This window comes from Mesorhizobium sp. WSM4313, assembly GCF_002294725.1.
Classification (GTDB): domain Bacteria; phylum Pseudomonadota; class Alphaproteobacteria; order Rhizobiales; family Rhizobiaceae; genus Mesorhizobium.
In genome coordinates, this window is sequence record NZ_NSFT01000001.1 from 925,228 (window position 1) to 946,604 (window position 21,377).

General features: G+C 63.2%; 19 protein-coding genes. 2 read left to right on the forward strand and 17 right to left on the reverse strand.

All coding sequences use genetic code 11. The features are described 5' to 3' along the window. The 10 genes from rpsS to rpsL form a co-directional block, all read right to left on the reverse strand. Entirely contained in the window at positions 1-279 is a 279-nt protein-coding gene (gene rpsS, locus CK219_RS04620; protein WP_006205463.1) for a 30S ribosomal protein S19, read from the reverse strand. 16 nt (positions 280-295) lie between these two features. Next, positions 296-1,129 carry a 50S ribosomal protein L2 gene (gene rplB, locus CK219_RS04625; protein WP_095765513.1) on the reverse strand — a complete coding sequence of 278 codons (834 nt, stop codon included), beginning with the start codon at positions 1,127-1,129 and terminating at the stop codon, positions 296-298. A gap of 22 nt (positions 1,130-1,151) precedes the next feature. Beyond that, positions 1,152-1,445, reverse strand: coding sequence for a 50S ribosomal protein L23 (locus CK219_RS04630; protein WP_040983033.1), 294 nt, complete (start codon positions 1,443-1,445; stop codon positions 1,152-1,154). Then, positions 1,442-2,062 (reverse strand): 50S ribosomal protein L4, encoded by a 621-nt coding sequence (rplD, locus tag CK219_RS04635; RefSeq protein WP_095765514.1) that lies wholly within the window; start codon positions 2,060-2,062, stop codon positions 1,442-1,444. The genes CK219_RS04630 and rplD overlap by 4 nt, the downstream gene beginning before the upstream one ends. Then, complete coding sequence (gene rplC / locus CK219_RS04640; RefSeq protein ID WP_095765515.1) at positions 2,062-2,778, reverse strand: 50S ribosomal protein L3; 717 nt, start codon at positions 2,776-2,778, stop codon at positions 2,062-2,064. The genes rplD and rplC overlap by 1 nt, the downstream gene beginning before the upstream one ends. Positions 2,779-2,839: 61 nt before the next feature. Beyond that, positions 2,840-3,148, reverse strand: a complete 309-nt coding sequence (gene rpsJ / locus CK219_RS04645; protein WP_006205468.1) for a 30S ribosomal protein S10 — start codon at positions 3,146-3,148, stop codon at positions 2,840-2,842. Between the two features lie 69 nt (positions 3,149-3,217). Continuing rightward, complete coding sequence (gene tuf, locus CK219_RS04650) at positions 3,218-4,393, reverse strand: elongation factor Tu (RefSeq protein WP_095765516.1); 1,176 nt, start codon at positions 4,391-4,393, stop codon at positions 3,218-3,220. 65 nt (positions 4,394-4,458) lie between these two features. Next, entirely contained in the window at positions 4,459-6,549 is a 2,091-nt protein-coding gene (gene fusA, locus CK219_RS04655; RefSeq protein WP_095765517.1) for an elongation factor G, read from the reverse strand. Between the two features lie 29 nt (positions 6,550-6,578). Then, a complete protein-coding gene (gene rpsG / locus CK219_RS04660) occupies positions 6,579-7,049 on the reverse strand; it encodes a 30S ribosomal protein S7 (RefSeq protein WP_027170372.1) in 471 nt (156 codons plus the stop codon). 9 nt (positions 7,050-7,058) lie between these two features. Continuing rightward, a complete protein-coding gene (gene rpsL / locus CK219_RS04665; RefSeq protein WP_006202128.1) occupies positions 7,059-7,430 on the reverse strand; it encodes a 30S ribosomal protein S12 in 372 nt (123 codons plus the stop codon). 463 nt (positions 7,431-7,893) lie between these two features. Between rpsL and CK219_RS04670 the strand changes: the two genes are divergently transcribed. Both CK219_RS04670 and CK219_RS04675 read left to right on the forward strand, forming a co-directional pair. Continuing rightward, complete coding sequence (locus CK219_RS04670; protein WP_095765518.1) at positions 7,894-8,175, forward strand: transcriptional regulator; 282 nt, start codon at positions 7,894-7,896, stop codon at positions 8,173-8,175. An 84-nt stretch (positions 8,176-8,259) separates the two neighbouring features. Continuing rightward, on the forward strand, positions 8,260-9,189 hold the full coding sequence (locus CK219_RS04675) for a Gfo/Idh/MocA family oxidoreductase (RefSeq protein ID WP_095765519.1): 930 nt from the start codon (positions 8,260-8,262) through the stop codon (positions 9,187-9,189). Between the two features lie 7 nt (positions 9,190-9,196). Here the strand turns inward: CK219_RS04675 and CK219_RS04680 are convergent, their stop codons facing one another. The 7 genes from CK219_RS04680 to rplK all read right to left on the reverse strand — a co-directional run bounded on the left by CK219_RS04680 (position 9,197) and on the right by rplK (position 21,235). Beyond that, positions 9,197-9,862 (reverse strand): O-methyltransferase, encoded by a 666-nt coding sequence (locus tag CK219_RS04680; RefSeq protein ID WP_095765520.1) that lies wholly within the window; start codon positions 9,860-9,862, stop codon positions 9,197-9,199. Positions 9,863-9,941: 79 nt separating this feature from the next. Further along, positions 9,942-14,138: a DNA-directed RNA polymerase subunit beta' gene (rpoC, locus tag CK219_RS04685; protein ID WP_095765633.1), complete on the reverse strand. Its 4,197-nt coding sequence runs from the start codon at positions 14,136-14,138 to the stop codon at positions 9,942-9,944. Positions 14,139-14,324: 186 nt separating this feature from the next. Beyond that, positions 14,325-18,461: a DNA-directed RNA polymerase subunit beta gene (gene rpoB / locus CK219_RS04690; RefSeq protein ID WP_095765521.1), complete on the reverse strand. Its 4,137-nt coding sequence runs from the start codon at positions 18,459-18,461 to the stop codon at positions 14,325-14,327. Positions 18,462-18,743: 282 nt separating this feature from the next. Continuing rightward, positions 18,744-19,124, reverse strand: a complete 381-nt coding sequence (gene rplL / locus CK219_RS04695; RefSeq protein ID WP_059189560.1) for a 50S ribosomal protein L7/L12 — start codon at positions 19,122-19,124, stop codon at positions 18,744-18,746. Positions 19,125-19,178: 54 nt separating this feature from the next. Further along, positions 19,179-19,697, reverse strand: a complete 519-nt coding sequence (gene rplJ / locus CK219_RS04700) for a 50S ribosomal protein L10 (RefSeq protein WP_095765522.1) — start codon at positions 19,695-19,697, stop codon at positions 19,179-19,181. 406 nt (positions 19,698-20,103) lie between these two features. Then, positions 20,104-20,802 (reverse strand): 50S ribosomal protein L1, encoded by a 699-nt coding sequence (gene rplA / locus CK219_RS04705; protein ID WP_095765523.1) that lies wholly within the window; start codon positions 20,800-20,802, stop codon positions 20,104-20,106. A 4-nt stretch (positions 20,803-20,806) separates the two neighbouring features. Further along, positions 20,807-21,235, reverse strand: a complete 429-nt coding sequence (rplK, locus tag CK219_RS04710) for a 50S ribosomal protein L11 (RefSeq protein ID WP_095765524.1) — start codon at positions 21,233-21,235, stop codon at positions 20,807-20,809. Positions 21,236-21,377: the final 142 nt, after the last annotated feature.

A 21,377-nucleotide genomic window follows, 5' to 3' on the forward strand; every position in this document is an offset into this window, starting at 1 on the left:
TTATTTCCTCTTCGCCTTCTTATCCGCGCCGTGACCGTAATAGGTCCGGGTCGGAGCGAATTCACCGAACTTGTGGCCGACCATGTCCTCGTTCACCGAGACGGGAACGTGCTTCTGGCCGTTGTAGACACCGAAGGTGAAGCCGACGAACTGCGGCAGGATGGTGGAGCGACGGCTCCACATCTTGATCACCTCATTGCGACCACCTTCACGAACCTTGTCCACCTTCTTGAGAAGGTAGCCGTCGATAAAGGGGCCTTTCCAAATCGAACGAGTCACTTGGCGTTACCTCTTCTTAGCTCTTGCGCTGATGACGCGAGCGCAGGATGAACTTGTCGGTCGCCTTGTTGGACCGCGTCTTCTTGCCCTTGGTCGGCTTGCCCCAGGGCGAAACCGGATGACGGCCACCCGAGGTGCGGCCTTCGCCGCCGCCATGCGGATGGTCGACCGGGTTCATGGCCACGCCGCGATTGTGCGGACGCTTGCCGCGCCACACGGTGCGACCGGCCTTGCCGTCGTTGATGTTGCCGTGGTCGGGGTTCGACACGGCGCCGACGGTGGCCATGCAGGAGCCGTGCACGACACGCTGCTCGCCCGAGTTGAGGCGCAGGATCGCCATGCCCTGGTCGCGGCCGACGAGCTGAGCGTAACCGCCAGCCGAACGGGCGACCTGGCCGCCCTTGCCCGGCTTCAGCTCGATGTTGTGGACGATCGTGCCGACCGGCATCGAGGCCAGCGGCATCGCGTTGCCCGGCTTCACGTCGACCGCTTCGCCAGCCACGATCTTGTCGCCGGCAGCAAGACGCTGCGGGGCCAGGATGTAGGACAGCTCGCCGTCGTCATACTTGATCAGCGCGATGAAGGCGGTGCGGTTCGGATCGTATTCGATGCGCTCGACCGTGCCGACGACGTCGTACTTCTTACGCTTGAAGTCGATGATGCGGTACGAACGCTTGTGACCGCCGCCGATGAAGCGGGCCGTGATGCGGCCGTAGTTGTTGCGGCCGCCCGACTTGGTCAGGCCTTCGGTCAGGCCCTTGATGGGCTTGCCCTTGTAGAGGCCCGAGCGGTCGACGATGACCAGCTGGCGGGTGCTCGGCGTTACCGGGTTGAATTTCTTAAGTGCCATTGTCCTGTCCTCGCGGCCTTGCTCAGAGACCCGTCGCGACGTCGATCGACTGGCCGTCGGCCAGCGTCACAACCGCCTTCTTGACGTCGCCCTGGCGGCCAACGGTGCCGCGGAAGCGCTTGATCTTGCCCTTGCGGACGAGCGTGTTCACAGCCGTCACCTTGACGCCGAAGAGAGCCTCCACGGCAGCCTTGATTTCCGGCTTCGACGCCTTCTTGGCGACGTTGAAGACGACCTGGTTCTGCTCGGAAGCCATGGTCGACTTTTCGGTGATCGCCGGCGAGACGATCACGTCGTAGTGACGAAGGTCGGTCATTTAAAGCGCTCCTCGAGAGCCTCGACCGCGGCCTTCGAAAGGACCAGCGTGCCGCGGCGCAGAATGTCGTAGACGTTGATGCCTTGGATGGGCAGCACGTCGATGTTCGGAATGTTGGTCGCGGCCAGCTTGAAGTTCTGGTCAAGCTCGGCGCCGCCGATGACCAGGGCGTTGGTCAGCCCCAGCGTCTCGAAATTCGCCACCAGCGCCTTGGTCTTGGCTTCGGTGAGCTTCAGCTCGTCGACGATGATCAGCGAAGCGCTCTTGGCCTTGGCCGAGAGAGCGTGCTTGAGGCCAAGCGCACGGACCTTCTTCGGCAGCTCGTGCTCATGGCTGCGAACGACCGGGCCGTGTGCCTTGCCGCCGCCGCGGAACTGCGGAGCGCGGGCCGAGTGGTGACGGGCGCGGCCCGTACCCTTCTGCTTGTACATCTTGGCGCCGGTGCGCGCGATTTCGGCGCGGCCCTTGGCCTTGTGCGTGCCCTGCTGCTTCTTGGCGAGCTGCCAGCGCACGACGCGCTGCAGGATGTCCTCGCGCGGGTCAAGGCCGAAAATCTCCTCGGAGAGTTCCACCTTGCCGGCGTCCTTGCCGCCCAGCGTTGTGATCTTGAGATCCATTATTCGGCTCCCTCAGTGGCCGGGGCTTCGTTCTTGGCGGCAGCGGCGCGGATCGCGGCCGGCTTCGGCGCATTGGCCGGCAGCGCAACCTTGGCGGCGTCGCGAACCAGGATCCAGGCGCCCTTGACGCCGGGCACCGCGCCGCGGATCAGGATCAGGCCGCGATCGGCATCGGTCGAGACGACCTCGACATTCTGCGTGGTGACGCGGGTGTCGCCCATGTGGCCGGCCATCTTCTTGCCCTTGAACACCTTGCCGGGGTCCTGGCGCTGGCCGGTCGAGCCGTGCGTGCGGTGCGAGACCGAGTTACCATGCGTGGCGCGGCCACCGCCCATGTGGTGCCGCTTGATCACGCCCTGAAAACCCTTCCCGGTCGAGGTGCCGGTGACGTCCACCTTCTGGCCGGCGACGAAATGCTCGACGGTCAGCTCGGCGCCGACGTCGATCATGTTGTCGGCGGAGACGCGAAACTCGGCGACCTTGGCCTTCGGCTCGACGGAAGCGGCGGCGAAATGGCCGCGCATCGCCTTCGACGTGTTCTTCACCTTGGCAAGGCCAACGCCGAGCTGGACGGCGGTGTAGCCGTTCTTCTCCTGCGTGCGCTGGGCCACGACCTGGCAGTTCTCCATCTGGAGAACGGTGACGGGAACGTGTTCGCCGGCATCGTTATAGATGCGGGTCATTCCCACCTTCTTTGCAATCACACCTGAACGCATCGGTTCAATTCCTTTAGAGTTCCGGGCCAGGGGCACCGCCCCTTACCGCTCTCTCATTCCCTTAGAGCTTGATCTCGACGTCGACACCGGCGGCCAGATCGAGCTTCATCAAAGCATCGACTGTCTGCGGGGTCGGATCGACGATGTCGAGCAGCCGCTTGTGCGTGCGCATCTCGAACTGTTCGCGGCTCTTCTTGTCGACGTGGGGCGACCGGTTGACCGTGAATTTTTCGATCCGCGTCGGCAGCGGGATTGGGCCGCGGACGTTGGCGCCGGTGCGCTTGGCGGTCGACACGATTTCGCGCGTCGAGGCGTCGAGCACCCGGTGGTCAAACGCCTTAAGGCGGATGCGGATATTCTGTCCGTTCATGCGTCAATTCCTTGTTCTGGCGCGGCGCGGGCAGCTCCCGCGCCCGCGACAGATCGGTTTCAGTCCAAATTACTCTTTGATGGTGACGACGATGCCGGCACCGACGGTGCGGCCGCCTTCACGGATGGCGAAGCGCAGCTTCTCTTCCATCGCGATCGGCACGATCAGCTCGACGTCGACGGTGATGTTGTCGCCGGGCATCACCATCTCGGTGCCGGCCGGCAGCGTCACGATGCCCGTCACGTCCGTCGTGCGGAAGTAGAACTGCGGACGGTAGTTGGTGAAGAACGGCGTGTGACGGCCGCCCTCGTCCTTGGTCAGGATGTAGGCTTCGGCCACGAACTTCTTGTGCGGCTTGACCGTGCCGGGCTTGGCCAGAACCTGGCCGCGCTCCACGCCTTCACGGTCGACGCCGCGCAGCAGCGCGCCGATGTTGTCGCCGGCCTGGCCCTGGTCGAGCAGCTTGCGGAACATCTCAACGCCCGTGCAGGTCGTCTTGGTGGTCGGACGGATGCCGACGATCTCCAGCTCCTCGCCGACCTTGACCACGCCGCGCTCGACGCGGCCGGTCACAACCGTGCCGCGGCCCGAGATCGAGAACACGTCCTCGATCGGCATCAGGAACGGCTTGTCCAGCGGACGAACCGGCGTCGGGATATAGGCGTCGACCTGCGCCATCAGCTCGCGGATGGCGTCCTCGCCGATGGTCTTGTTGGAATCTTCCAGCGCAGCCAGCGCCGAGCCCTTGACGATCGGAATGTCGTCGCCGGGGAACTCGTTCTTCGACAGGAGCTCGCGAACCTCAAGCTCGACCAGCTCGAGCAACTCGGCGTCGTCGACCTGGTCGACCTTGTTCAGGAACACCACGATCGAGGGAACGCCGACCTGGCGGGCAAGCAGGATGTGCTCGCGGGTCTGCGGCATCGGGCCGTCGGCGGCCGAAACCACCAGGATCGCGCCGTCCATCTGCGCCGCACCCGTGATCATGTTCTTCACATAGTCGGCGTGGCCGGGGCAGTCGACATGGGCATAGTGACGGTTGGCCGTCTCATACTCGACATGCGCCGTCGAGATCGTGATGCCGCGCGCCTTCTCTTCAGGTGCCGCGTCAATCTGGTCATAGCGCTTGTATTCGCCAAAATACTTCGTGATCGCCGCCGTCAGCGACGTCTTGCCATGATCGACGTGACCGATCGTGCCAATGTTCACATGCGGCTTGGTGCGCTCGAATTTACCTTTTGCCATGTGATCTCTCCAATCCTGCTTGCCCGTGCGGGCCTTGAATTAAGGTCTCGTGCAACCCGCTCGAGTTACGCGTATTTCTTCTGAACTTCCTGGGCGACCGCGGTCGGAACCGGCTCGTAGTGGTCGAACTGCATCGTGTACTGGGCGCGGCCCTGCGACATCGAACGCAGATTGTCGACGTATTTGAACATGTTGGCCAAAGGCACCATCGCATTGATGACGACGGCAACGCCGCGTGCTTCCTGACCCTGGATCTGGCCACGACGGCCGTTGAGATCGCCGATGACGCCGCCGACGTAATCTTCCGGCGTCACGACCTCGACCTTCATGATCGGCTCCAGAAGCTGCACGCCGAGGCGCGGAGCGGCTTCCTTGAAGCAGGCGCGGGAGGCGATTTCGAACGCCAGCACCGAGGAGTCGACGTCGTGGAAGGCGCCATCGACCAGCGTGGCCTTGACACCGATCATCGGGAAGCCGGCGAACGGGCCGGAACCCATGACGCTGTTGATGCCCTTCTCGACGCCCGGGATGTATTCCTTCGGAACCGCACCGCCGACGATCTTGGACTCGAACACGAACTCTTCGCTCTCGGTGTTCGGCTCGAAGATGATCTTGACGCGGGCGAACTGGCCGGTACCGCCGGTCTGCTTCTTGTGCGTGTAATCCTGCTCGTGCGTGCGGGTGATCGTCTCGCGATAGGCCACCTGCGGGGCGCCGACATTGGCTTCGACCTTGAACTCGCGGCGCATGCGGTCGACGATGATGTCGAGATGCAGCTCGCCCATGCCGGCGATGATGGTCTGGCCGCTTTCCTCGTCGGTCTTGACGCGGAAGGACGGATCCTCAGCCGCCAGGCGATGCAGCGCGAGGCCCATCTTTTCCTGGTCGTTCTTGGTCTTCGGCTCGATGGCGATCTGGATGACCGGATCGGGGAATTCCATGCGCTCCAGGATGACCGGATGCAGCGGATCGCAGAGCGTGTCGCCGGTGGTCGTGTCCTTGAGGCCAGCCAGGGCGACGATGTCGCCGGCATAGGCTTCCTCGATGTCGGCGCGCGAGTTCGCATGCATCTGCAGCATGCGGCCGATGCGCTCCTTCTTGCCCTTCACCGTGTTGTCGAGCGAGGTGCCCTTGGTGAGCTTGCCCGAATAGATGCGGGCAAAGGTCAGCGAGCCGACGAACGGGTCGTTCATGATCTTGAACGCCAGCATCGACAGCGGCTCGTTGTCATCGGCATGACGCTCGATCTCGGCGTCGGTCTTGGCATCGACGCCCTTGATGGCCGGCACGTCGATCGGCGACGGCAGGTATTCGACAACGGCGTCGAGCAGCGGCTGCACGCCCTTGTTCTTGAAGGCCGAACCGCAGAACATCGGGAAGAACTTGACCGCGATGGTGCCCTTGCGGATCAGCGCGCGGATCTCGTCATTCGACGGCATCTTGCCTTCGAGGTAATTCTCCAGCGCGGTCTCGTCCATCTCGACGGCGGCTTCGATCATCTTCTCGCGGTACTGCTCGGCCTTGTCCTTGAGGTCGGCCGGGATCTCGACGACATCCCAGGCAGCGCCCAGGGTCTCGTCACGCCAGACGAGCGCGTTCATCTCGACGAGGTCGACGACGCCCTTGAACTCGGTCTCGGCGCCGATCGGCAGCTGCATGACGACGGCCTGCGCGCCGAGGCGCGAACCGATCATTTCCTCGGAGCGGTAGAAGTCGGCGCCGATCTTGTCCATCTTGTTGCAGAAGATCATGCGCGGCACGTGGTACTTGTCGGCCTGGCGCCACACGGTCTCGGTCTGGGGCTCCACGCCGGCGTTGGCATCGAGCAGCGCGATGGCGCCGTCGAGCACGCGCAGCGAACGCTCGACTTCGATGGTGAAGTCGACGTGTCCGGGGGTGTCGATGATGTTGAAGCGGCGCATCTTGCCGTCGCGACCCTTCCAGAAGGTCGTGGTCGCGGCCGAAGTGATGGTGATGCCGCGTTCCTGCTCCTGCTCCATCCAATCCATGGTGGCAGCGCCGTCATGGACTTCGCCGATCTTGTGCGACTTGCCCGTATAATAGAGGACGCGCTCGGTCGTCGTCGTCTTGCCGGCGTCGATATGCGCCATGATACCGAAATTGCGGTAGTCTTCGATCTTGTATTCGCGGGCCATGGGAGGTGCCTCTCAGTCTCGTTCGCGCTTTACCAGCGGTAGTGCGCGAAGGCGCGGTTGGCTTCCGCCATCTTGTGGGTGTCTTCACGCTTCTTGACGGCCGTGCCGCGGTTGTTGGCCGCGTCCATCAGCTCGCCCGAGAGGCGGTCGACCATGGTGGTCTCGTTGCGGTTGCGCGCGGCGGCGATCAACCAGCGGATGGCCAGCGCCTGACGACGCTCGGGGCGCACATCGACCGGAACCTGATAGGTGGCGCCGCCGACACGACGCGAGCGCACTTCCACATGCGGCGCGACATTGTCGAGCGCCTGATGGAAGACGGTGACCGGCTCCTGCTTGGTCTTGGCCTGGACCTGGTCCAGCGCGCCGTAGACGATGGTCTCGGCAACCGACTTCTTGCCGTCATACATGACGGCGTTCATGAACTTGGTGACGATCAGATCGCCGAACTTGGGGTCCGGATTGATCTCACGCTTTTCTGCACTGTGACGACGGGACATGGGAAACCCTTACTTCGGACGCTTGGCGCCGTATTTCGAACGACGCTGCTTGCGGTTCTTCACACCCTGCGTGTCGAGCACGCCGCGGATGATGTGGTAGCGGACGCCCGGCAGATCCTTGACGCGACCGCCGCGGATCATGACCACCGAGTGTTCCTGCAGGTTGTGACCTTCGCCGGGGATGTAGCCGATCACTTCAAAACCGTTGGTCAGGCGAATCTTGGCCACCTTGCGCAGCGCCGAGTTCGGCTTCTTCGGCGTCGTGGTGTAGACGCGCGTGCAGACGCCCCGCTTCTGCGGGTTCTGCTGCATGGCCGGGACCTTGTTGCGCTTCACCGGCGCCAGGCGCGGCTTGCGGATCAGCTGGTTGACGGTAGGCATTAAACCCTCTTGTCTCTCAATTCCGTGTCTGCCCTGTCAGGGGGCCGCTCAAAGCGTCATTTCCATACGCAAATTCGGGCAACACACCGCGTCTCGCGGTCCTGCCCGAACAAATTGCAGAGGAAGCGGAAGCCGCTTCATGCGCGCCGGAAATGTCTTTTCGCTCGTAAAACGAACCCTGTTTGAGGCAAACTCCAAAGCGTGTCGCTTCGGACAGGAGAGCCTCACATCGGTTCTGACAGGGCGGCTTCTACTCGCAAGCCTTCTAACCGTCAACCCCGGAACGCCAAATATTGCGCCCAATCCGAGGCTGGGCAGCCATGCGGAAAACGCATGTAATTTTCTTGCGTCTTTTTTCAAGAGCGAGGAAGAAAGTGACCGGCTTTGCGCTGTCCTGTGGCCCGGCTTCGTGCCAAAAGGCGGCTTGCATCGGACAATCTCGGGGAAAACGAGGAATCAGCCCGTGAACGACAATGAAGAACGGCCGGTCACGATCATCACCGGACGGGTCTGGAAGAAGAAAGGCGGCAAGCCGGAAGGCGTTCATGTGATGCTTGTGGCGCCCGACGATGATTCTGCCGTGCGCCGCGCGCTCGAATCGCTTGCCGCCGAAGGTTACGCCGAGGCCGAGCTCGACCAGATCGGCGACATGGAGGGCGAGCCCGACGACGAGCCGCATCTGTCGGCCTATCAAGGCGCATTGGAGGGCGAGGTTTCGATCGTCACCTTTGAAGAGCCGATCTGAAAAGCGCGGCCAGCGTCATATTTGCCGGACTCGCCGGACAAACCTGCCCTGCCTAGACACACCCTTTCATTCCTTGGAGTTCCCATGACCAGCAATCCCATCAAGCTCGGCATCGTCGGCGTGGGAAAGATCGTCCGCGATCAGCACCTGCCGGCGGTCGCCAAGGACGGCAACTATCAACTGACAGCGGCGGCCAGCCGCCACGGCAAGGTGGACGGCATTGCGAACTATCCCAGCATCGAAGCGATGCTGGCGTCCGAGCCCAGCCTCGAGGCGGTCTCGCTCTGCATGCCGCCGCAGTTCCGTTACGACGCCGCGCGCACCGCGCTGGAAGCGAGGAAGCACGTGTTCCTCGAAAAGCCGCCGGGCGCCACGGTGAGCGAAGTCGAGCACCTCAAGGCGCTTGCCGATAGGAACGGCGTCTCGCTCTTTGCCAGCTGGCATTCGCGCTACGCGCCGGCGGTGGAGGCCGCGCGCGCTTTCCTTGCGTCGGCCAGACTGACTTCGGCCGCCATCAACTGGAAGGAAGACGTGCGGCGCTGGCATCCGAACCAGGAATGGATCTGGGAGCCGGGCGGCTTCGGTGTGTTCGATCCCGGCATCAACGCGCTGTCGATCGCCACACACATCTTGCCTGCGATGTTCATCACCTCGGCCGTGCTCGATTTCCCCGAGAATCGCGCAGCACCGGTCGCGGCGCATGTCGCCTTCCGCACGTCGACCGGCTTGCCAGTGACGATGGAGCTCGACTGGCTGCAGACCGGCCCGCAAAGCTGGGACATCGTCGCCGAGACCGACAAGGGCAGAATGGTGCTGTCCGGCGGCGGCGCCAAGCTCGCCGTCGACGGGCGCATGATCCATGACGAGCCGGAGGCCGAATATCCGATGCTTTACAAGCGCTTCGCCGAGATTGTTCGAGCAGGAACGTCCGATGTCGACCTCGCGCCGCTGCAGCACGTCGCCGATGCGTTCATGCTGGGCAAGCGCAATGTGGTCGAGGCGTTCTTCGATTAGGGCATCCTCATTCTACGATCGCGATGGTAAATCCGTCATAGCCCTTGGCGCCGACGGTCTGGATGGCGGTGCCGTCCAGCCGCTTCTCGCCGCCGATGAACGAAAAAGCGGCGCGAGCGCCTTCGACATTGGCGTCGCCGCTGTTCCTTTTCACGACCGCGCCGTCGCGGATGACGTTGTCGCAGACGATGACCGTGCCTGAGCGCGAGAGTTTCATCGCCCAGTCGAGATAATTCGGGTTGTTCGGCTTGTCGGCGTCGATGAAGATCAGGTCGAACGGACCGGCATTTTCGCCTGCCAGCGCGGCAAGCGATTGCAGCGCTGGACCGACCCGCAGGTCGATCTTGTCTGAAACCCCTGCCCGCTCGAAGTTCGAACGCGCGACCTTGGCGTGGTGCGGATCGAGCTCCAGCGTCACCACCTTGCCGTCCGCCGGCAATCCCCTTGCCATCCAGATGGTCGAGTAGCCGCCAAGCGTGCCGACCTCCAGCACCTTCTTGGCGCCGCGAATACGCACCAGCAGCGACAGCAGTTTGCCCTGCGCGGCCGAGACGTCGATCGCCGGCAGGCCATGGTCGCGGTTGGCCGCCAGTGTGGCATCCAGCACGGGGTCCGCTTCGAAAAGGGAGGAAACGATGTAGTCGTCGACAGCCGTCCAGGTCTTGCTGCTCATAGCTCTTCCTCGTTGCATCAAGCCAAAATGCGAAAAGGGGCCGCGCGGGCCCCTTTTCTTGTTTTCTCATTTCATCGCCTTACTGCGCGGCGTTGACCATGTCGGTCAGCATCGGCTCGGCGACCTCTACACCGGAGGCCTTGCGGCGCTCGTCGATGATGAGCTCGTCGCGCGAGGTGGCGATGCGCCTTATCTGGCTCATCGTGCCGCCCGTGCCGGCCGGGATCAGACGGCCGACGATGACGTTTTCCTTCAGGCCCTGCAGCATGTCGGTCTTGCCGGCAACCGCAGCCTCGGTGAGCACCCTGGTCGTCTCCTGGAAGGAGGCGGCCGAGATGAAGGACGGCGTCTGCAGCGAGGCCTTGGTGATGCCAAGCAGCACCGGCTGACCTTCGGCCGGCTTCTTGCCGTCCTCGATCAGGCGCTCGTTGACCTCCTCCAGTTCGATCACATCGACGTGGTCTCCCGGGATGTAGGTCGAATCGCCCTGCGTGGTGATCTCGACCTTCTGCAGCATCTGGCGAACGATCACCTCGATGTGCTTGTCGTTGATCGACACGCCCTGCAGACGGTAAACCTCCTGGATCTCGTTGACGAGATAGGAGGCAAGCGCCTCCACGCCCTTGATCGCCAGGATGTCGTGCGGCGCCGGATTGCCGTCGAGGATGTAGTCGCCCTTCTCGATGACGTCGCCGTCCTGGAGGTGGAACGGCTTGCCCTTCGGGATCAGGTACTCCACCGGCTCGAGCGTCGAGTCATGCGGCTCGATGATGATGCGACGCTTGTTCTTGTAGTCGCGGCCGAATCGGATCGTGCCATCGATCTCGGCGATGATGGCGTGATCCTTCGGACGGCGAGCCTCGAACAGTTCCGCAACGCGCGGCAGACCACCGGTGATGTCCTTGGTCTTGGCGCTTTCCATCGGGATACGCGCCAGCACGTCGCCAGGCTTCACATGTGCGCCCGGCTCGACCGAGAGGATGGCCTCGACCGAGAGCAGGAAGCGTGCATCGCCGCCCTTCGACAGCTTGCCGACCTTGCCCTTGGCGTCCTGGATGGCGATCGCGGGCTTCAGGTCGTTGCCGCGCGGCGTCGAACGCCAGTCGATGACCTCGCGCTTGGTGATGCCGGTCGACTCGTCGGCCGTTTCCTGCACGGAGATGCCGTCGACCAGATCCTCGAACGCCACCCTGCCCTCGATTTCGGTGAGGATCGGGCGGGTATAGGGATCCCACTCGGCGATACGCTGGCCGCGCTTCACCTTGTCGCCATCGTCCACGAAAATACGCGAACCATAGGCGACGCGGTGCGTGGCGCGCTCCTTGCCGGTCTCATCGAGGATGAGCACCGCCATGTTGCGGCCCATGACCATCTGCTGGCCTTCCGAGTTGCGGACCACGTTGCGGTTGCGGATCTGCACCTTGCCCTCATAGGAGGCTTCAAGGAACGAGGAATCCACCACCTGCGCCGTGCCGCCCATGTGGAAGGTACGCATGGTGAGCTGGGTGCCCGGCTCGCCGATCGACTGCGCCGCGATGACGCCGACGGCCTCGCCCTGGTTGACGGGGGTACCGCGGGCCAGGTCGCGACCGTAGCAGACCGCGCACACACCGGTCCTGACCTCGCAGGTCAGCGCCGAACGGATGCGGACCGACTGCACGCCGGCCTTCTCGATCTGCTCCACATCGCGCTCGTCCATCAACGTTCCGGCCTTGACCAGCAGATCGCCGGTGACCGGATGATTGATGTCGTCGAGCGAAGTGCGGCCCAGCACGCGCTGGCCGACCGAGGCAACGATCTGACCGGCATCGACGATCGGCTGCATGGTGAGGCCCTTGTCGGTGCCGCAATCCACGGAGTTGACGATGCAGTCCTGCGCCACGTCGACGAGGCGGCGGGTGAGGTAACCCGAGTTCGCCGTCTTCAAGGCGGTGTCGGCCAGACCCTTGCGGGCGCCGTGGGTCGAGTTGAAATACTCGAGCACGGTGAGGCCTTCCTTGAAGTTCGAGATGATCGGCGTCTCGATGATCTCACCCGAGGGCTTGGCCATCAGGCCACGCATGCCGGCGAGCTGACGCATCTGGGTGGGCGAACCGCGCGCACCCGAATGCGACATCATGTAGATCGAGTTCATCGGCTTCTGACGCCCGTTGTCCTCGAACTCCACCGCCTTGATGCGCGCCATCATCTCGTCGGCGACCTTCTCCGAGCACTTGGCCCAGGCGTCGACGACCTTGTTGTACTTCTCGCCCTGCGTGATCAGGCCGTCATTGTACTGCTGCTCGTATTCCTTGGCCAACGCCTCGGTGTCGGAAACGAGCTTCAGCTTGGTGTCCGGGATGAGCATGTCGTCCTTGCCGAACGAAATGCCGGCACGGCAGGCGTGCGCAAAGCCGAGCGCCATGATGCGGTCGCAGAAGATGACCGTCTCCTTCTGACCGCAGTGGCGGTAGACGGTGTCGATCATCTTGGAGATGTTCTTCTTGGTCATCTCCTGGTTGGCGGTCTCATACGGCACGTTGACGTTCTTCGGCAGAAGCTCGCCGATGATCATGCGGCCAGGCGTGGTGTCGTAGATCTTCGACACGACGTTGCCTTCCGCGTCGACGCTGCGGAAGCGGCCCTTGATCTTGGCGTGCAGCGTCACGGCCTTGGTCTCCAGCGCATGCTGGAGCTCGCCCATGTCGGCAAACATCATGCCTTCGCCCGGCTCGTTCTGGTTGACGATCGAGAGATAGTAGAGACCGAGAACCATGTCCTGCGACGGCACGATGATCGGCGCGCCGGAGGCCGGGTGCAGGATGTTGTTGGTCGACATCATCAGCACGCGGGCTTCAAGCTGCGCTTCCAGGGACAGCGGCACATGGACCGCCATCTGGTCGCCGTCGAAGTCGGCGTTGAAGGCGGTGCAGACCAGCGGGTGCAGCTGGATCGCCTTGCCTTCGATCAAGATCGGCTCGAACGCCTGGATGCCGAGGCGGTGCAGCGTCGGCGCCCGGTTCAAGAGCACCGGATGCTCGCGGATGACCTCGTCGAGGATATCCCAAACCTCCGGACGCTCCTTCTCAACCAGCTTCTTCGCCTGCTTGACGGTCGAGGAGAAACCCTTGGCGTCGAGGCGGGCGTAGATGAAGGGCTTGAAGAGCTCCAGCGCCATCTTCTTCGGCAGGCCGCACTGATGCAGCTTGAGCTCCGGACCGGTCACGATGACCGAGCGGCCGGAATAGTCGACGCGCTTGCCGAGCAGGTTCTGGCGGAACCGGCCCTGCTTGCCCTTCAGCATGTCGGACAGCGACTTCAGCGGACGCTTGTTGGCGCCGGTGATGACGCGGCCGCGACGGCCGTTGTCGAACAGCGCATCGACGGCTTCCTGCAGCATGCGCTTTTCGTTGCGCACGATGATGCCGGGCGCGCGCAGCTCGATCAGCCGCTTCAGGCGGTTGTTGCGGTTGATGACGCGGCGGTAGAGGTCGTTGAGGTCCGACGTGGCGAAGCGGCCGCCGTCCAGCGGGACAAGCGGGCGCAGGTCCGGCGGGATCACCGGAACCACCTTCATGATCATCCATTCCGGACGGTTGCCGGATTCCATGAAGTTCTCGACGACCTTGAGCCGCTTCAGGTATTTCTTCTGCTTGAGCTCGGACGTGGTCGAGGCCAGCTCCGAACGCAGGTCGCCGGCAATCTTCTCCAGGTCCATGCCGGCCAGAAGGTCATGAATGGCCTCGGCGCCGATCATGGCGGTGAAAGAGTCCTCGCCGTACTCGTCGACGGCAATCATGTACTCTTCCTCGCTGAGGAGCTGGTTCTCCTTCAGCGCGGTGAGGCCCGGCTCGGTAACGATGTAGTTCTCGAAGTAGAGCACGCGCTCGATATCCTTGAGCGTCATGTCGAGCAGCGTGCCGATGCGCGAAGGCAGCGACTTCAGGAACCAGATATGGGCGACGGGCGCGGCGAGCTCGATATGGCCCATGCGCTCGCGGCGAACGCGCGACAGCGTGACTTCGACGCCGCACTTTTCGCAGATGACGCCCTTGTACTTCATGCGCTTGTACTTGCCGCACAGGCACTCATAGTCCTTGATCGGACCAAAAATGCGCGCGCAGAACAGGCCGTCACGCTCCGGCTTGAAGGTGCGGTAGTTGATGGTCTCCGGCTTCTTGATCTCGCCGAACGACCAGGACAGAATCTTCTCTGGGCTGGCAAGCGAGATCCGGATGGAATCGAACACCTGCGCAGGCGCCTGCGGGTTGAAGAGATTCATGACCTCTTGGTTCATGCCGTTCTCCTTTTCGGGGTCCTCGATAACCCCTTGCATCGATCGCGGACGAAATGTCCGCAGACTGGCCGGTCGAACCGGCCGAAGACTTCTTGGTTGAGCATGGTCTCGGCCGAAAACCGGTGACCGCTTCTCGGGATCATGCTCAGGGCGCGCCGCGCTTATGACGCGGCGCGCGCCGGTGCCTTACTCGGCCGCGTCGGGCAGACGCGTCGGGGTCTCTTCGACCTGGGTGTTCTCCAGCTCCACATTGAGGCCGAGCGAGCGCATTTCCTTGACGAGAACGTTGAAGCTCTCGGGGATGCCCGCCTCGAACGTGTCGTCGCCGCGCACGATCGCCTCGTAGACCTTGGTGCGGCCGGCGACGTCGTCCGACTTCACCGTCAGCATTTCCTGCAGCGTGTAGGCCGCGCCGTAGGCTTCGAGCGCCCAGACTTCCATTTCGCCGAAGCGCTGGCCGCCGAACTGCGCCTTGCCGCCCAGCGGCTGCTGGGTGACGAGCGAGTACGGACCGATCGAACGCGCGTGGATCTTGTCGTCCACCAGGTGATGCAGCTTGAGCATATAGATATAGCCCATCGTCACCTTGCGATCGAACGGCTCGCCGGTGCGGCCGTCATAGAGCTGCGACTGACCGCTGGTGTGCAGGCCAGCCTGCTCCAGCATGGTGTTGATGTCGGCCTCATGCGCGCCGTCGAACACCGGTGTCGCGATCGAGACGCCGCGGCGCATCTGCTCGCTCAGGCGAACGATGCTCTCGTCGTCATACTCGCGGATCGGCTCGTTGCGGTCATTGGCCGGCATGAAGCTTTCCAGCGTCTTGCGCAGCGGCTTGATGTCGCCGCCACCCTTGTACGCGTCGATCAGCTCGCCGATCTTCCTGCCCATGCCGGCGCAAGCCCAGCCCAGATGCGTTTCCAGGATCTGGCCGACATTCATGCGGCTCGGCACACCCAGCGGGTTGAGCACGATATCGGCATGCGTTCCGTCCTCGAGGAAAGGCATGTCCTCGACCGGAACGATGCGCGACACGACACCCTTGTTGCCGTGACGGCCGGCCATCTTGTCGCCCGGCTGCATCTTGCGCTTCACCGCCACGAAGACCTTGACCATCTTCATGACGCCCGGAGGCATTTCGTCGCCGCGCTGCACCTTCTCGACCTTGTCCATGAAGCGCTGCTCGAGCGCCTTCTTGGACTCGTCATACTGGCCGCGCAGAGCCTCGAGCTCGCCCTGGAGCTTCTCGTTCTCCACGGCGAACTGCCACCACTGCGAACGCGGATACTCGTCGAGCGTGTCCTTCGACAGCTTCGAGCCCTTCTTGAAGCCCTTCGGTCCGGCGATCGCCTCCTTGCCGACCAGCACGTCGGAAAGACGCGCATAGACGTTGCGGTCAAGGATCGCCTGCTCGTCGTCGCGGTCCTTGGCCAGACGCTCGATCTCCTCGCGCTCGATCGCCATCGCGCGCTCGTCCTTCTCCACGCCGTGGCGGTTGAAGACGCGCACTTCGACGACCGTGCCGAAGGTGCCCGGAGGCATGCGCATGGAGGTGTCGCGAACGTCCGAGGCCTTTTCGCCGAAGATGGCGCGCAGGAGCTTTTCTTCCGGCGTCATCGGGCTTTCGCCCTTCGGCGTGATCTTGCCGACCAGGATGTCGCCCGGCTGCACTTCAGCACCGATATAGACGATGCCGGCCTCGTCGAGGTTCTTCAGCGCCTCTTCCGAAACGTTCGGAATGTCGCGCGTGATTTCCTCCGGCCCGAGCTTGGTGTCGCGCGCCATGACCTCGAACTCCTCGATGTGGATCGAGGTGAAGACGTCGTCGGCCACGATGCGCTCGGAGAGCAGGATCGAGTCCTCGTAATTGTAGCCGTTCCACGGCATGAACGCGACCAGCACGTTGCGGCCGAGCGCCAGATCGCCGAGCTCGGTCGACGGACCGTCGGCAATGATGTCGCCCTTGTTGACGCGGTCGCCCATGCGCACCAGCGGACGCTGGTTGATGCAGGTGTTCTGGTTCGAACGCTGGAACTTCATCAGCCGGTAGATATCGACGCCGGACTTGCCGGGATCGAGATCTTCCGTGGCGCGGATGACGATACGGGTGGCGTCCACCTGGTCGACCACGCCGCCGCGGCGGGCGCCGATGGCAGCGCCCGAGTCGCGGGCGACGACCGGCTCCATGCCGGTGCCGACGAACGGCGCTTCAGCGCGCACCAGCGGCACGGCCTGACGCTGCATGTTCGAGCCCATCAGCGCGCGGTTGGCATCGTCGTTCTCGAGGAACGGGATGAGCGCCGCAGCGACCGACACCATCTGCTTCGGCGAAACGTCCATCAGATCGACGTTCTCGCGAGGCGCCATCATCACTTCGCCGGCATTACGGCAAATGACGAACTCGTCGACGAAACTGCCGTTCTTGTCGAGCTCGGCGTTGGCCTGCGCGACATAGTGCTTGGCCTCTTCCATCGCCGACAGGTAGACAACCTCGTTGGTCAGCTTGCCGCCCACGATCTTGCGGTACGGGCTTTCGATGAAGCCGTACTTGTTGACGCGCGCAAAAGTGGCCAAAGAGTTGATCAGACCGATATTCGGGCCTTCCGGCGTCTCGATCGGGCAGATGCGGCCGTAATGCGTCGGATGCACGTCACGCACCTCGAAGCCGGCCCGCTCGCGGGTCAGACCGCCCGGTCCAAGCGCCGACAGGCGACGCTTGTGGGTGATCTCCGACAGCGGATTGGTCTGGTCCATGAACTGCGACAGCTGCGAGGAACCGAAGAACTCGCGCACGGCGGCGGCCGCCGGCTTGGCGTTGATCAGGTCCTGCGGCATGACCGTGTCGATCTCGATCGAGGACATGCGTTCCTTGATCGCGCGCTCCATGCGCAGCAGGCCGACGCGGTACTGGTTCTCCATCAACTCGCCGACCGAACGCACGCGGCGGTTGCCGAGATTGTCGATGTCGTCGATCTCGCCCTTGCCGTCACGCAGCTCGACCAGCGTCTTGACCACGGCCAGGATATCTTCCTTGCGCAGGACGCGCACGGTGTCCTCGGCCTTGAGCTCGAGGCGCATGTTCATCTTGACGCGGCCTACGGCCGACAGGTCGTAGCGCTCGCTGTCGAAGAACAGCGAGTTGAACATGGCTTCGGCCGTCTCGAGCGTCGGCGGCTCGCCCGGGCGCATGACACGGTAGATGTCGAACAGCGCGTCCTGGCGGCTCTCGTTCTTGTCGACGTTGAGCGTGTTGCGGATGTAGGCGCCGACATTGACGTGGTCGATGTCCAGGATCTGGATTTCGTCCTCGCCGGTGCTGAGCAGCACCTTCAGGGTCTTGTCGTCGATCTCGTCGCCGGCTTCGAGGAAGATCTCGCCGGTGCCGTAGTTGACGATGTCCTCGGCAAGGTAGTTGCCAAGCAGGTCCTCGTCGGTCGCCTTGATGGCCTTGAGACCCTTCTCGCCGAGCTGACGTGCCTGGCGGGCGGTGATCTTCTTGCCTTGCTCGACCACGATCTCGCCGGTGTCGGCGTCGACCAGGTCGCCGACGGCCTTGAGGCCGCGGAAACGCTCGACGTTGAACGGAATCCGCCAGTGGTCGCCGGCGCGCTTATAGGTGATTTTGTTGTAGAAGGTCGACAGGATCTCCTCGCCGTCCATGCCGAGCGCCATCAGCAGCGACGTCACCGGGATCTTGCGGCGGCGGTCAATGCGGGCGTGCACGACGTCCTTGGAGTCGAACTCGATGTCGAGCCACGAACCGCGATAGGGAATGACGCGCGCGGCAAACAGAAGCTTGCCCGACGAGTGCGACTTGCCCTTGTCATGGTCGAAGAAGACGCCCGGCGAACGGTGCATCTGCGAGACGATGACGCGCTCGGTGCCGTTGACGATGAAGGTGCCGTTCGACGTCATGAGCGGCATGTCGCCCATGTAGACGTCCTGCTCCTTGATGTCCTTGATCGACTTGGCGCCGGTATCCTCGTCGATATCGAATACGATGAGGCGCAGCGTCACCTTCAGCGGCGCCGCATAGGTCAGGTCGCGCTGACGGCACTCGTCAACGTCGAATTTCGGTGCCTCGAACTCGTACTTCACGAACTCCAGCATCGAGGAGCCGGAAAAGTCGGAGATCGGGAAGACCGACTTGAAAACGGCCTGCAGTCCTTCGTCCGGACGGCCGCCCTTGGGCTCGTCCACCATCAGGAATTGGTCATAGGATGCCTTCTGGACCTCGATGAGGTTCGGCATCTCCGCAACTTCCGGGATCTTTCCGAAGAACTTGCGTACGCGTCTGCGGCCATTGAAAGTCTGGGTCTGGGCCATCGTCGCTCCTTAGCTATAAACTCGGGACGAACCTCGCCGCGGCTCGCCTTGCACCAACGGGCTGCCTCGGCGGCTGCCCCTATCTGTTTTCCGGCCGCCCCTGCCAATTTCTTGGGCCAATCGCTTGGCGGCTACCGGCTAAAACGGGAGAAAACCCGTTTCCGGAAGGCCGCTTTTCGGCCCTCAGGAAAGAGGTTTTCAAACGCCTCGCGTGACAGAACCCTCCCTCAGTCCAAGGGAGGGGGCGGACGGCGCGAGACCGTCCGCCCTCGCCTAACAGGCTTACTTCAGCTCGACCTTGGCGCCAGCTGCTTCCAGCTGAGCCTTGAACTTGTCGGCGTCGGCCTTGGAAACGCCTTCCTTGACCGGCTTCGGAGCCGCTTCGACCAGGTCCTTGGCTTCCTTGAGGCCAAGGCCGGTGATGGCGCGGACTTCCTTGATGACGTTGATCTTCTGGGCGCCGGCATCGGCGAGAACGACGTCGAATTCCGTCTTCTCTTCAGCCGGAGCAGCGGCAGCGGCACCAGCGCCGCCGGCAGCGGCAACCGCCACCGGAGCAGCGGCCGAAACGCCCCACTTCTCTTCCAGGAGCTTCGACAGCTCGGCCGCCTCGAGGACGGTCAGCTTCGAAAGGTCGTCTACGATCTTTGCAAGATCAGCCATTTTTGTATTCCTTCACTAGGTTCGAACGTGTGTTGTTGACAGCGAGGAACGGCCTCATGCCGCCTCGTCCTTCCGGGCGTAAGCGCCGATGACACGCGCGACCGAAGCCGCGGGCGCATTGACGATCTGGGCGATCCGGGTAGCCGGCGTGGCGATCATGCCAACCAGCTTGGCGCGCAGCTCGTCGAGCGACGGTAGTGTGGCGAGTGCCTTCACACCGTCGGCGTCGAGCGAGGTCGCACCCATCGCGCCACCGAGAATGATCAACTTGTCATTCCCCTTGGCGAAATCGGACGCGACCTTCGGCGCCGCAATCGGATCCTCCGAATAAGCGACCAGCGTCTGTCCCTTGAACAGATCGATGATCGATGCGGAGTCCGTGCCCTGAAGAGCGATCTTGGCGAGACGGTTCTTCGCGACTTTGACGGTGCCACCGGCGGCGCGCATCTTCGACCGAAGGTCGTTCATTTGCGCGACGGTGATACCGGCGTAGTGGGCCACGACGACTGAACCAGCGCTTGAAAACGCATCATTCAGGCCCGTGACGAGTTCGCGTTTTTCCGCTCTGTCCACTGCCTATCTCCAGTTGACCCCTGCCCCATTGACGAGGTCAGGCGTCGGTTGCCTTTTGCCGGCCGGGCCATCCAGTAACGGATCTCCCGAACGACGCTCGAGGATCCTGCCCCCTTTCGCCACACCAGCCGGCACGCCGGATAGTGCGCAGACAAAAGGCAAACACGGTTCGAACCTTTCATTGGAGCTTGGCTCCTTTGTCGGGTCTTCACCCGTCTCATGCAGGCCCAATCGAATTAAGGCTTTTGGGCCGCCTGCAATCTCGGACAGGATATCCGGAAACCTTTCGGCTTCCGGGATACCGGGCCGCCGACGGATCGGCGGTCCGGAATTCTTTCTTGCTGGAGCATGTTCCCGCTTTTCAGGATCATGCCCTTGCGATCGGCCTTACCCGATCGGCCGACACTTACGACGCGGCAAGCGTCGCGATGTCGAGCTTGAGGCCAGGGCCCATCGTCGAGGTGACCGACACCTTCTTGACGTAGTTGCCCTTGGCGCCCGCGGGCTTGGCCTTGGTCACCGCGTCGGCGAAGGCGCGGACATTCTCTTCCAGCGCCTTGACGTCGAACGAGACCTTGCCGACGCCGGCCTGGACGATGCCGGCCTTCTCGACGCGGAACTCGACGGCGCCGCCTTTCGAAGCCTTGACGGCCGCGGCCACATCGGTGGTCACAGTGCCGACCTTCGGGTTCGGCATCATGCCGCGCGGGCCGAGAACCTTACCCAGACGACCGACCAGCGGCATCATGTCCGGCGTGGCGATGCAGCGATCGAAATCGATCGTGCCCTTCTGGACGATGTCGACAAGGTCCTCGGCGCCGACGATATCGGCGCCGGCGGCCTTGGCTTCCTCAGCCTTGTCGCCACGCGCAAACACGGCGACGCGCACCGAGCGGCCGGTGCCGTTCGGCAGGTTGACCACGCCGCGGACCATCTGGTCGGCATGGCGCGGATCGACGCCGAGGTTCATCGAGATCTCGACGGTCTCGTCGAACTTCACCTTGGACCGGTCCTTGAGCAGCTGCAGCGCCTCGTTGAGGGCGTAAGCCTTGTTCGGATCGATGCCTTCGCGGCTCTTGGCAACACGCTTTGCAATCTTTGCCATGATCTTAGCCCACCACTTCCAGGCCCATCGAGCGGGCGGAACCTTCGACCATGCGCATGGCCGCCTCGACGTCGTTTGCGTTCAGGTCCTTCATCTTCTGCTCGGCGATCGCGCGCACCTTGTCGCGGCTGATCGTGCCGGCCTTGACCTTGCCCGGCTCCTTGGAGCCCGACTTCAGGTTGGCGGCCTTCTTCAGGAAGTAGCTCACCGGCGGCGTCTTCATGACGAAGGTAAACGACTTGTCCTGGTAGTAGGTGATGACGACGGGGATCGGCGATCCCTTCTCGAGCTCCTGGGTCTGCGCGTTGAACGCCTTGCAGAATTCCATGATGTTGATGCCGCGCTGACCAAGCGCCGGGCCGATCGGGGGCGACGGCGTGGCCGAGCCCGCGGCAACCTGGAGCTTGAGCTGGCCTGCAACTTTCTTAGCCATCTCTATTCCTGCCTTTTCTCATGCCGGCCCCGTTACTCGGGAAACGCGGCGGTTGCAGTCTGGTGGTGCGGTTCCGACGGCCGGCTATGCCGCCTTCGCCTCCCACCCGTTCATGCGACGTCTGTTCACGCCGCCTCCCGAC